The sequence below is a fragment of the Amphritea sp. genome, assembly GCF_050300915.1.
Classification (GTDB): Bacteria; Pseudomonadota; Gammaproteobacteria; order Pseudomonadales; family Balneatricaceae; genus Amphritea.
Genome location: NZ_JBNKYN010000030.1, coordinates 12,960 through 25,543, shown reverse-complemented (window position 1 = coordinate 25,543; position 12,584 = coordinate 12,960). Strand labels below are relative to the sequence as shown.

At 48.9% G+C, this 12,584-nt stretch carries 11 protein-coding genes; 5 read left to right on the top strand and 6 right to left on the bottom strand.

Annotated elements, in window-relative coordinates; translation table 11 throughout:
* The first annotated feature begins 167 nt into the window (after positions 1–167).
* Positions 168–1,217: a hypothetical protein gene (locus tag ACQY8X_RS09935; protein WP_428034988.1), complete on the top strand. Its 1,050-nt coding sequence runs from the start codon at positions 168–170 to the stop codon at positions 1,215–1,217.
* A 157-nt stretch (positions 1,218–1,374) separates the two neighbouring features.
* On the opposite strand, the gene ACQY8X_RS09930 is transcribed toward ACQY8X_RS09935, so the two are convergent.
* The 5 genes from ACQY8X_RS09930 to ACQY8X_RS09910 all read right to left on the bottom strand — a co-directional run bounded on the left by ACQY8X_RS09930 (position 1,375) and on the right by ACQY8X_RS09910 (position 7,726).
* Complete coding sequence (locus ACQY8X_RS09930) at positions 1,375–2,124, bottom strand: helix-turn-helix transcriptional regulator (protein ID WP_428034987.1); 750 nt, start codon at positions 2,122–2,124, stop codon at positions 1,375–1,377.
* A 257-nt stretch (positions 2,125–2,381) separates the two neighbouring features.
* Positions 2,382–4,166, bottom strand: coding sequence for a feruloyl-CoA synthase (locus ACQY8X_RS09925; RefSeq protein WP_428034986.1), 1,785 nt, complete (start codon positions 4,164–4,166; stop codon positions 2,382–2,384).
* 127 nt (positions 4,167–4,293) lie between these two features.
* Positions 4,294–6,069: an acyl-CoA dehydrogenase gene (locus tag ACQY8X_RS09920; RefSeq protein ID WP_428034985.1), complete on the bottom strand. Its 1,776-nt coding sequence runs from the start codon at positions 6,067–6,069 to the stop codon at positions 4,294–4,296.
* Positions 6,070–6,078: 9 nt separating this feature from the next.
* A complete protein-coding gene (locus tag ACQY8X_RS09915) occupies positions 6,079–6,843 on the bottom strand; it encodes a 3-hydroxyacyl-CoA dehydrogenase (protein WP_428034984.1) in 765 nt (254 codons plus the stop codon).
* 121 nt (positions 6,844–6,964) lie between these two features.
* Positions 6,965–7,726 carry a crotonase/enoyl-CoA hydratase family protein gene (locus ACQY8X_RS09910; RefSeq protein ID WP_428034983.1) on the bottom strand — a complete coding sequence of 254 codons (762 nt, stop codon included), beginning with the start codon at positions 7,724–7,726 and terminating at the stop codon, positions 6,965–6,967.
* A 360-nt stretch (positions 7,727–8,086) separates the two neighbouring features.
* On the opposite strand from ACQY8X_RS09910, the gene ACQY8X_RS09905 reads away from it, so the two are divergent.
* The 4 genes from ACQY8X_RS09905 (at position 8,087) to ACQY8X_RS09890 (ending at position 11,921) form a co-directional block, all read left to right on the top strand.
* Positions 8,087–9,127, top strand: a complete 1,041-nt coding sequence (locus tag ACQY8X_RS09905; protein ID WP_428034982.1) for a TRAP transporter substrate-binding protein — start codon at positions 8,087–8,089, stop codon at positions 9,125–9,127.
* Between the two features lie 11 nt (positions 9,128–9,138).
* Complete coding sequence (locus tag ACQY8X_RS09900; protein WP_428034981.1) at positions 9,139–9,639, top strand: TRAP transporter small permease; 501 nt, start codon at positions 9,139–9,141, stop codon at positions 9,637–9,639.
* Positions 9,636–10,955 carry a TRAP transporter large permease gene (locus ACQY8X_RS09895; protein WP_428034980.1) on the top strand — a complete coding sequence of 440 codons (1,320 nt, stop codon included), beginning with the start codon at positions 9,636–9,638 and terminating at the stop codon, positions 10,953–10,955. The genes ACQY8X_RS09900 and ACQY8X_RS09895 overlap by 4 nt, the downstream gene beginning before the upstream one ends.
* Positions 10,956–11,048: 93 nt before the next feature.
* Positions 11,049–11,921: an amidohydrolase family protein gene (locus ACQY8X_RS09890; RefSeq protein WP_428034979.1), complete on the top strand. Its 873-nt coding sequence runs from the start codon at positions 11,049–11,051 to the stop codon at positions 11,919–11,921.
* Between the two features lie 164 nt (positions 11,922–12,085).
* On the opposite strand, the gene ACQY8X_RS09885 is transcribed toward ACQY8X_RS09890, so the two are convergent.
* Positions 12,086–12,556, bottom strand: coding sequence for a MarR family winged helix-turn-helix transcriptional regulator (locus ACQY8X_RS09885; RefSeq protein ID WP_428034978.1), 471 nt, complete (start codon positions 12,554–12,556; stop codon positions 12,086–12,088).
* Positions 12,557–12,584: the final 28 nt, after the last annotated feature.

Sequence of the window (12,584 nt, the reverse complement as noted above, 5' to 3'; positions counted from 1 at the left end):
CATTATTAGTAGGACATTCTTAATAACACAGTCATAAACGCTGAGCGATCTCTCTGCAGCAATTTTTGCAGTATCTGTACATAGATTTGCAGTATTCAAGTATTAGATTTCTATCGATATGCGATCATAAGACCTCACCTATATAATAATAATGAGGCTTCACTTAGATGAAAAAACTTAATAAGCTAAGTATTGCAATACTTGCCGCAACCGCATCCACTTTTGTTAGCGCAGTTGAGCTGGGCGAGTTTAAAGGCACTACTTTCAGCGTTGGCGGATACCTGAAAGCAGAGGCGATCTGGGGTATGCCCGATAGCGGCGAGAACACTCTGGAAACCACAACCCGTCAATCACGTTTTAACCTGAAGGCAAGCAAAAATATCAATGACCATAAAGTCACCGGCTTTATTGAGTCCGATTTCTGGGAATACCAAACCAGCTATAACACCAGTGCCGCACTGCGTCTGCGTCACGCTTACATCAGCATTGATAACCTGACCATTGGCCAGACCTGGAACGGCCAGTTCTTTGCCACTGCGCCATTCGATGCGCGGATGATCAACTTCTTCGGACCTGGATTTGGTACTATTGGCGGCAACGGCGGCACAGTTCGCCCTTCTACCGTTATTCACTATACCACTAACGGCTTCCGTTTTACTGCGCAGGATCCGCTGTACGATAATGCCTCCATGCCTGACCTGGTTGCATCCTATTCCAATCGCTTTCAATCCGGCAGCGCATATAATGTTGCCGTGACTGCCCGTGAAGTTCAGACAACCTCTGTTGACGATTCTGAAATTGGTGCAACGATTTCTCTACTGGGTAAACTGGCGGTAGGTAATGGAGCTCTGTTTGCCGGTGCATTCACCGGTAAAGGAACTGGCCCCTATACGGGCGTCTGTGTTGGCGGTATGTGGAACCCTACCAAAACCGCGACCTGTGATATCGATGCCTCTGGTAATCTCGTTTCTCAGACCGGTTTCAACCTGGGTGTGACTCAAAATCTGACCGAAAACCTCAACGGCACGCTGCGTTATGGCAAGGTAGAGGTCGATGACACAGCCAACACATCGGCTTACGAGACCACCGCAACCCTGATCTATACTTACCTGCCAGGTCTGGATTTTGGTATTGAATGGCGTGATCAGGATATGCAAAACCACCCTCTGCGTCCAGCCGGACAGCAGGTTGAAGTGATGGCGATGTATAAGTTCTAAGCTCATCAACTCTTAGAGCCGATACATCTGGATAGAGATACTGGCCCCCTTCACCGGTATCTCTATCCTCCTTTCATTGTCGTTAGTAAGCGTTAGTCTATCAATTAGACAGCCTCAGTCCGGATCGCAGACCTGCGATTAAGCTTAAAAACGCAGATTATGCCCTGAGCACCTGATCAGTCGCTCTGGATCGGGTCACCGATGGCAACTCTCCCACCTGCTCACGATAAAGCTGCGAAAAACGCCCCAGATTACTAAAGCCATAATCCATCGCAATTTGTGTGATGCTCCGCCGCGATTTTCTGTCGCATATTTCACTATGAACATGGGCAATTTTACGTTGCTGAATATAGGACAGCGGTGTTGTGGCTTCACTCTCGCGAAACAGATAGTAGAGGGATCGCTCACTCATATGGCACACATCTGTCAGGCTCTTCACCGAAAGATTACTCTTAACATTCCGGTCAATATGTGCCCGCAACCGCTCCATTAATACCTGTTTACTATTACCGGACTCTGAAAACGGCTGATCGAAGCCCACTTCTGACTCAATATAATGGAAGATAATATCGACGTAGTGACGCTGTAATTCAGGGGTGATTTTATCTTTGAGTTCAAGCAGATGAAGTATCAGCGCTTTCAATGGACTGGACTCAAGACAGACCATCGTGTGATCAGTTTTCAGAGGGATGACCGCCTGATCATCCTGATAATTATCAAATATAAAGTAACTTACATAAATTCGCAGGTGAACATTAATCCGGATAGTTCTATCCAGACTGTCTGGCTGCATATAAATAATAAGCTCATCATTATTGCCTGCCAGTGAATGAATAATCTCTGTCGATTTATTCAGAACAATATCCCTATCAACGCCCGTCATCCTTAGCTCGTAATTATTTTTCATAATTCTCTCATGCCAGGTATTTATTTTTATAATTATCGGCGGCTTATAATCCTGTTTAACCAAGCAGAATTACCGACCATCAGGAATATTAACATGACCACTAACTCATCAAGCCATAAGAAATCCGTACAGGCTATCTAAAAAAAAGATACCCGTTTGACAGATAAAAAAAGCCCCTTAAAAAAGGGGCACTGAGGAGAGTTAAAAAAACAACTCAAAATCGTTAGAATTTTTAAAGACTGAGGGCTATATCCGTCTTATAGAGATATAACCTGTGATGAAGGCGCGGCGCTGTATATGTCATCAATAATGTCAATACGATTACTGATCACAGCATTGGAGTTTAGTGAACCTTTATCGGTCATCTCATGGGCATCAATATCGGCTGGGCGACTTTGCAGCACCAAGCTCTTAATACGGGTAGAACTTCCGGTACTCTTCTCCGCCATACTGGAAAGGTGATCGCTGAAGACCTGACGCACAGCGTCATGATTAACAATCTGTTCCTGAGTCAACACGCCCTCTTCACTATCGATCAGATTACGGCAGTGCTCCACATCCGGGAATACCAGAGCGCTGATAAAACCACGGTCACGGCCGGCCAGAACGACATCCTGAATATAGGGGGCAAACTCATGAATCATATGAGCTTTAAGCGTACCTACGCTCACCCAGGTGCCGGTATCCAGTTTAAAATCTTCAGAAACCCGACCATCGAAGTAAAATCCACGGGATGGTTTGTTTTCATCAATAAATTTCAACGCATCGCCCAGGCAGTAATAACCCTCTTCATCAAAAGCCTTAGCGGTTTGTGCCTCATCGCGCCAGTATCCCGGCATGATGCTGACGCCTTTCACCCGCACCTCCAGCTTACCCTGGTTCGGCACCAGTTTAAGCTCGACACCGGGAACCGGTACCCCAACGACGCCGGAAGCCGCCTCTTCAATCGATGTAAACAATGCAGATGGCGCGGTTTCTGTCGCCCCCAGGCCGGTCAGAATCGGCACTTTACGACCGGTATACTGTACTGAAAGATCGAGCAGGTCATTCCAGACATGCTGGGCCAGGCCTGCACCGGCATAAAACAGCACCTGCAGATTGGAGAAAAACACCTTAGCCATATCCGGGTGCTGCTTCAACTCTTTAACCAGCAGTTCATACCCTTTAGGCACGTTAAAATAAACGGTTGGCGCAATCTCTCGCAGGTTGGCAACGGTTTCAGCTATCCCCTTGGGTACTGGTTTACCGCCATCAATATAGAGTGAACCACCATTATAGATCACCATGCCGGTATTCTTATTACCACCGAAGGTATGGTTCCATGGCAGCCAGTCGCACAATACCGGTGGTTGCTGGTGCACAAAATTCAGATAGGTCGCGATCATTTCCTGATTAGCGCAGATCATTCGCTGGGTGTTAATAACCCCCTTTGGCATCCCTGTTGAACCGGAAGTGAATAGCAACTTGCCGATAGTATCGCCGTTAACCGCGGCATTCGCCTGTGCAACTTGATCAGTCACAACCGTATTCACCGCATCAGCAAACAGTGCAAGATCAAAGCCTAAATCGTCAACACCGTGATCCGCTTCAACCGCCAGCACGCTGCAATCCGGTGACATTACCGCATCGATAGCGTCGCGGAATGGCCCCAAATTCTCGACAAACACCAACCCCGGTGTCAGCTTTTCAGTAATGTAGCGCAGCTTACCAAAGTCAGTTGAGATCAAGGAATAAGCCGTCGAAATCGGCGCATAAGGAATACCCACATACATCGCAGCCAGCCCCACCAGCAGATGAGAGATACTGTTACCCGAAAGGATAACAACAGGGCGCTCAGCCGATAGATTCTGATTTAACAGATACTGGGAGAGATGTTTTACTTTAACCAACGCCTCAGCATAGGTCACAGTTTCCCAATGATGCTTATCTTCTGTACGCTGGGCTACCAGCACGGCATCAGGTGTTTTAGCCGCCCAGTATTCAAGCTTATCGGTCAGTTTAGTGGCGTATGTGGGTAGTTCACCCGTGGAGCGAATCAGCATAGAAGCATCCTCGCGTGTCTCAACACTGACGTCATAGGTCACTACATTTACAGGAAGAAACTCTGCGTTCATTATTATTCTCGCTTTCAAATTTATTATTCTGTTTCAGTCAGCCAACGGAACTGACCTATCTTTCTATCTGGTAGTCCTGGATACCGGTTTCAGCACTGGTCAGCGTTGTATACAGCGCCAGTACTTTTGGTGTGAAATGCACAAAATAGAACCGACTAAGCGATATCAGATTGTTCAGATAGAGCGTATCGGTGCTCTGCTGTTTCTGCTCATGCGCTGCCACGGCGGTGCGCATCATCATCCAGCTGCAACACGCAATGCCCATCAGTTCGAGGAAGTTCACCGCCCCGCAGAGCAACGTTTCACGCCCCGCCTTACCCTGTTGCTGAATAAACTCTGCGCTCGCATGCAGCGCTGCAAGCATCTGCCTTAGTATCTCTTTTTCAGCGCCAGCTATATCCGCTGCGATATAGTTCGCAAAATCAGCCTCGATATCGACCAGCAGTTCTTTGAGCGCTTCACCCTGATCGCCCTGAACTTTGCGGAATACCAGGTCATTCGCCTGTATCCCTGTAGTCCCCTCATAGATAGTGGTTACCCGGATATCCCGCATCAATTGGGCAACACCGGTCTCTTCAACAAACCCCATGCCGCCAAATATCTGAATCGTTGTCCCCGCCATCAGGTTGCCACTCTCAGTCGAGAAGGCTTTAAAAATGGGGGTCATTAAGGCAACAAAACGCAGATGGGCGGCCCTGTCTTCTGACTCAACCTCTGCCAGATCCAGTCGGGAAGCGATCTGATAACTCAGCGCACGAAGTGCTGTCACCTGTGCCCGCAAGCCCATCAGCATCCGTTTAACATCAGGGTGACGCGCAATCAGCACATTAGTTTCACCCGTCAGGGCATCGCGCCCCTGAGTTCGCTCAAGACTATATTCCAGCGCCCGCTGATAACCCATTTCGCCGATTGCAACACCCTGCTGACCGGTGCTCAGGCGGGCCTCGTTCATCAGAATGAACATATACTCAAGACCACGATTTTCTTCACCAACCAGTTCGCCGATAGCGCCGCCATCATCGCCGTAACTAATGCTACAGGTAGGGCTGCCATGCAATCCGGTCTTATGCTCGATGGAGACACAACGGACATCGTTCAGTTCACCACACTGGCCTGACTCATCCACCTTATACTTCGGCACGATAAACAGCGAAACGCCCTTACCGCCCGGAGGTGCATCCGGCGTTTTAGCCAACACCAGGTGGACAATATTTTCAGTCAGATCATGCTCACCATAGGTGATATAGATCTTCTGGCCAGTGATCAGATAGGTGCCATCGTCCTGACGCACAGCGCGGGTGCGGGTATTACCCAGATCCGAACCTGCACCAGGCTCGGTCAGAGACATACAGGTCGCCCACTCTCCGGTGACCAGCTTTTCCAGATAACGCTGCTTCAGGCGATCATCTTCAGCCGCCAGCAGAATCTCTGCAGCCCCCTGAGTCAGCGCCTGAAACATGACAAAACTCAGATTGGAGCTTAGCCACATCTCATGTACAGCCGCGGCAATAAAGCGCGGCAGGGACTGTCCACCGAACGCTTCAGGCAGAGCCAGACCCAACCAGCCATTGTCACAGAACTGCTGATAGGCATCGCTCCAGCCTGCCGGTGTGGTCACCTTGCCATCATTAAAATGACAACCTTCAATATCTCCAGACTGATTCAGAGGAGAGAGCACCTGCCCTGCAAATTTTGATGCTTCGTCAAGCACTGCAGAGACCAGATCCGGGTCGTAATCAGCAAAATGCTCTATCTGACCAAACTGCCGACTATCTGCGACATGGTTTAGCAGAAAATCCATATCTTTAAGCGGCGCGACATAGTTAGCCATGATCGTTACCTACTTCGCCGCCATCCGGATAGCACCATCCAGACGGATGACTTCACCGTTCAGCATGCAGTTTTCAATAATCTGTTGCACCAGCTGAGCGTATTCAGACGGTTCACCCAGACGGGATGGGAATGGCACCGCCGCCCCAAGAGATTCCTGAACCTCTGCAGGAAGAACATCCATCATCGGGGTTTTGAAAATGCCGGGAGCGATGGTCATCACCCGAATACCAAAGCGCGCCAGCTCACGCGCCAGTGGCAGCGTCATCGCACACATGCCACCTTTGGATGCGGCATAGGCGGCCTGACCGATCTGTCCATCAAATGCAGCGACAGAGGCGGTATTGATAATTACGCCACGCTCTCCGGTGTCGAGTGCATCCTGTTCACTCATGACACTGGCAGCCAGGCGTACCATATTAAAGGTGCCCAGCAGATTAACCTGCAACGCACGGTTAAACGTTTCGAGACGGTGTACGCCACTCTTGCCTAACACCCGCTCTGCGCCAGGAATACCGGCACAGTTAACTAAGCCATTCAGGCAGCCAAACTGTTGTACTGCGGTATCAATACAGTTTTGAGCTGATTGCTCATCGGTAATATCGGTTTTGCAAAATACCGCATTCTCCAGCGAATCGGCGACCGCAACACCGCGCTCTTCGTTGATATCAGCCAGTACAACCGAGGCACCCTGATTAACCAGACGACGCGCAACCGCTTCGCCAAGGCCAGAACTTGCACCGGTAACGATAAAAACCCTTTGATTGATATCCATCTGACTGTCCTCAATTTTTCTTTTATTCTAAATCGACTGATTGTGCTGCTGTTGCAAGCGTCCGGCCTTATCTCATCAAAGATAAAAAGTGCAGTTAACTTTAAGCCGGGATAGCGCTGACTTACTTCTTTTTCCTGTTCAGAAACTGACCAATACGCTCCTGCACTTCAGGGCTGGTCTGCGTCATACCGGCCAGCAGAGACTCGGTAAATAAACCATCATCCATCGACATACTCTCAATACGGGCCAGACCAGTAACCATGGCAAAATTGGACAGTCTTGAGTTTTGTGCAATTGATTTAGCCAGTTCAGTCGCCTTTGCTAACGCAGTGCCCGGCTCGACACAGTAGTGAGCAAGCCCCAGACGTTCGCCATCAACCGCATTATAAGTACGCCCGGTGAGCATCATATCCATCATCCGACTGGCCCCCAGAATACGACCGACACGCACGGATGCTCCGCCACCGACGAAGATGCCGTGTCGTCCTTCCGGCAGACGAAAGTAAGTTGTTTCATCGGCAACACGTACATGAGCACTGGACGCCAGCTCCAGGCCCCCACCAATAACCGCACCATGCAGTGCCGCAACCACCGGGATAGTCGAGTTAGCAATACGACCAAATACCCGATGCCACATCCGAGAATGCTGTACAACACCATAAGGATCACGGGCTACATGCTCAGACAGATCAAGGCCTGAACAGAATTCAGGGCCGTTGCCCGACAAAATAACGACGGCAACCTCCTCTGGCATGTGCGTAAACACATCTTCTATCTCAAGCAGAAGCGCATCGTTAATTGCATTCTTTTTTTCAGGACGATTCAGTTGCAGATGGCCAATATCAGCTTCTACAGAAAATTTAATAAAATGGTATTCAGCCATTACACACCTCTGTTGCATACAGCGATTACTGCTGGTTTTCTTACCAGCTTCAAACATCATGTTTATGTTTATACGAAATATTGTTGTATTAATCAACAATATTATTATCAAATAATCAACATACCCATCAAGATTCACTACAGCTCTATCTGAAAAATCTATAAAAACAAACAGTTAAAGTCTCACCCTGCTGATGTAAAACAGATAACTCAGTATAGAAAGCTTTAGCTTCCACATATTCCTATATGCCGCGCACTTATTTTATAGCTGCAATTGTTGCGAAACTAAACAGTTTATGCATAAATACAAATACCAGCGTGCTGGCATCCTACAACAATAAAGAATCCAAAGGATCTGAAAATGGGCATTAAATCCACCCTGAAGCACTCATTCGTTGCGTGTGCGCTTTTACTCGGTTCCGGTAGTGCAATCTCTGCCGAAGCGGAATATACCTTCAAGCTGCACCATTTCCTGCCACCCCCTTCCATGGCACATTCCAAGTTCCTGCAGCCCTGGGCAGACAAGGTGATGGCTGAATCAGACGGCCGCATCAAGATCGATCTCTATCCGGCGATGCAGCTGGGCGGAAAACCACCCGCCCTGTTTGATCAGGTACGCAAAGGGATCGTTGATATCTCCTGGACCGTTACCGGTTACACACCGGGACGTTTTCCAAAATCAACCGTATTTGAGCTCCCCTTCATCGCCACTGACGCTAAACCCATGAGTATGGCGATGCAGGAGTATGCGGAAAAAGAGATGGCGGATGAGTTAAAAGATGTTCATCTGTTAGCTATGCATGTCCATGCACCGGGTTCACTGCACTCCCGTGAGAAACCGATTCATACCGCAGCAGACCTTGAGGGGATGAAACTGCGCGCCCCCAACAAAACCATGGCGGATGCATTCGCTAAACTGGGGGCGAACCCGGTATTCATGCCAGTACCACAGATGCCCAGCGCCCTGTCAAAAGGTGTACTGGACGTAGCCGTACTACCTTACGAAGTGGTTAAACCGTTGAAAATCCATCAACTGGTTAAACACCACACTGAAGTTCCGGGCCTCTACGCCAATACCTTCATTTTCAGCATGAATAAAAAAGCCTACGACTCACTGCCGGCTGACCTGAAACAGGTCATCGACAACAACTCCGGTATTGAGCTGGCGGGTCATATCGGCGCACTGTTCGATGAGTATGAGGCGGTTGGCAGACAAGCGGCCGTTGAGCAGGGTAACGAGATCTATCAGCTGCCGCCATCTGAAGTGGATATCTGGAAATCCAAACTGTCCTTTGTCACTGAAGACTGGCTGAAAGATATGCAAGCTGACGGCTATGATTCTCAGAAGCTGCTGGACGAAGCCCACGCGCTTATCGCTAAATATCAAACGGCCAACAAGTAAAAGGCCCCGCTATGTATACTCTTCTTACTCAGACTAAGAGAGGAATCGAGTTTATCTCCCGTCAGCTGGCGCTGATGGGAGGTTTTATTATGATTCTGCTCGCCCTGATGACCGTCATCAGTATTATCGGAAGAAGCCTGTTTGGCATCACCGTTGAGGGTGATTATGAACTGGTGGAGATGGGCCTGGCCATCTCAATCTTCCTGTTTCTCACAGAGTGTCAGATTAAAAAAGGACATGTCATTGTCGACTTCTTTACCATTAATCTGGCCAAGCGAAAGATCTACTTTCTCGATTCGCTGGGAAATCTGATTTTCACCATCATTGCTGCAACGCTAACCTGGCAGATGTATCTTGGCGGACTGGATTATCATGAGTATATGGAGCAATCGATGATTCTTGAGCTCCAGGTATGGATTGCTTATATACCCGCCGTTTTTTGTCTGGCACTTCTGACACTCTGCTGTTTCATTGATACCCTACTGGGCTTCAGGGAGTACCTAAGATCATGAGCAATATCGAACTGGCCCTGTCTATGCTGGCACTGCTACTGGTGCTGATGTCTATCAGAATACCGATTGCCATTGCTATGCTGGGATGCGGTGCTCTGGGTTATACCCTTCTGGCGGGTTTTCCCACCACCCTTAATTATTTAAGTACCGTACCCTACTCCAAATTTTCCACCTATGACCTCTCAGTGGTACCGCTGTTTCTGCTAATGGGTGAACTGGCGACCCGGGCAGGCATCACCACCGAACTGTTCCGCACCTGTAACACCTGGGTCGGTCAGTTTAAAGGCGGACTGGCGATGGCCGCGGTATCCGGTTGTGCGGCATTCGGCGCGATCTGCGGATCATCTCTGGCAACAGCGTCCACCATGGGCCAGGTTGCCCTGCCGGAGATGAAGAAAAATAATTATGCGGGCGGACTCGCCGCGGGTTGTCTTGCCGCAGGCGGAACGCTGGGGATTCTGATTCCACCGTCCATGGTGCTGATCATTTTTGCCGTACTGACGGAGCAAAATATCTCCAAGATGTTCATCGCCGCATTTGTACCGGGTATTCTCGCTGCCGGCGGTTATATTCTGGCTATTGCGATCTATGTGCGGATCTTTCCTAAAGCCGGTCCTAAAGGCGAAAAAACCACCTGGGGACAAAAGTTCAGATCCACCCGGGATGTCTGGCATATCACCATGATCTTTCTGATCGTACTGGGTGGTATCTACCTAGGCTTCTTCACCCCAACAGAAGCGGCAGCAGTTGGTGTTATTCTCACCGGTATACTGGCACTGACCCACGGCAAATTAACCTTTGGGCAGTTTAAAGACAGCATTATCAGAACAGCCGTTTCCAGTGCGATGATCTTTATGATCATTCTGGGTGCCGATCTTTTCAGTGTCTTTATCGCCCTGACAAACCTGCCAAACCTGGGTGCAGAGCTTTTATTGAATGCGGAGATGTCTCCCTATCTGATTCTTGCACTGATGCTGCTAAGCTACTTTATACTCGGTTGTTTTATGGACAGTCTGGCGATGATTCTGCTGACAATTCCAATCTACTTCCCGATTATTGTGGCAATGGATTTCGGTATGTCGGTAGAGGATACTGGCATCTGGTTTGGCATTCTCGCATTGGTCGTTGTCGAGGTTGGGCTGATCACGCCACCGGTCGGGATGAATGTATTTATCATTAACTCCTTTGATAAATCACTCTCCCTGAAAGAGAGTTTCAGAGGCGTTGTGCCATTTATTATGTCAGATTTTGCCCGGGTGATTCTGTTGGTTCTATTCCCCCCGATTACGCTGACAATGGTACATCTGCTGAGCTAAACGAACTATAGGTAAAACCGGGATGCCGCCTGACGATATACAGTTAAGCTAACCGCATCCCGGTTTAATTTTCACAAGAGATAGGGTGACACTATGAACATCGATGAGATCATCGCAATTGATTTCCACACACATGCCGAAGAACCCTGCACCTGTGCCCGGGATGATGGTTATTATGAGTTTCAGCAGGATTTTGCCAAATACTTTAAAAACCCTGCCGGGCATAACATGTTGCCGACAATTGAAGAAACTGCCGCCTACTATCGTGACCGGAAAATCGCCTGTGTACTGTTTCCGGTCGATGCCGAGCGTGAAACCGGCTTCCGCCGTTATGAGAATGAAGAGGTAGCACAGCTGGCGGCGGATAACAGCGACATTATTATTCCCTTTGCATCGATTGACCCGGCAAAAGGACGCATGGGCGCCCGCGAAGCGCGTCGTCTGGTGCGGGAATTCGGCGTTCGTGGCTTCAAGTTTCACCCCACCATGCAGGGCTTTTATCCCAATGATCGCTCGGCCTATGTACTCTATGAAGCGATCGCTGAAGAGGGCGCTATCGCCCTGTTTCACACGGGCCAGACCGGTGTTGGTGCAGGCAGCCACGGGGGGATGAATATGCGGCTGAAATACTCTAATCCGATGTACATTGACGATGTTGCAGCGGATTTCCCGGATATGCCAATTGTCATGGCCCACCCCTCCTTCCCCTGGCAGGAGGAAGCGCTCTCCGTGGCAACCCATAAACCCAACGTCTATATCGATATGTCAGGCTGGTCGCCGAAGTATTTCCCACAAATTCTGATTCAATATGCAAACTCCATCCTCAAGGATAAGATGCTGTTTGGTTCAGACTGGCCGGTGATTACACCAGACCGGTGGATGAAAGACTTTGAAACTATTGGCATTAAAGATGAAGTCAGACCCAAGATTCTGAAAGACAATGCGGTAAAACTATTGGGTCTTTAAACGAAGAAACGCACTGCTCATAAGCCCGGATAACGCTGTTACATGGTACTGTGTTATCCGGGCTTTTTTACGCCCTACACGACAGAGAACCAGCAAACCTGAGGGCCAGACACAATGAGGCCCCTGGCTGTTGCAGGGGTCTCCTGAAGCGCTCTGGAAACGACTTAAGATTCAGCTTTAGCAGGCTTATGTGATGCGAATCGTTCCAGTATATCGATAATGAGCTCTCTCTCGCCCTCTTTAAGCAGACTTAAGAAACTCGTCTCATGACGCAGCACCTCTTCAACCAGCTCTTTATAAAAAGTTTCTCCATGCTTGGTCAGAAACAGCGCATGTGAACGACGGTCAGAAGCTGAAGGCTTACGTTCAACAATCTTCATACCTTCCAGACGATCAACAACGCTTACCATTGCAGAGCGGTCATTCCCCAACGCATTGGCAATCGCCGTCTGCGTCAGGCCGGGATTACGTTCAACGATGGATAGCACGCCAAATAAGCCGGGGGTGATACCAAAGCGGGAGCAGTGTTCAGAGAAATCACTGAATAGATTGACCTGTGCCCGCCTCAGCTTGTACCCAACGAGGGTGTCCAGAATTCCGTAATCGATATCTTCCGATGAATTTAGATTGGCCATTAAATTATTTATATTCTTAACAATTTTG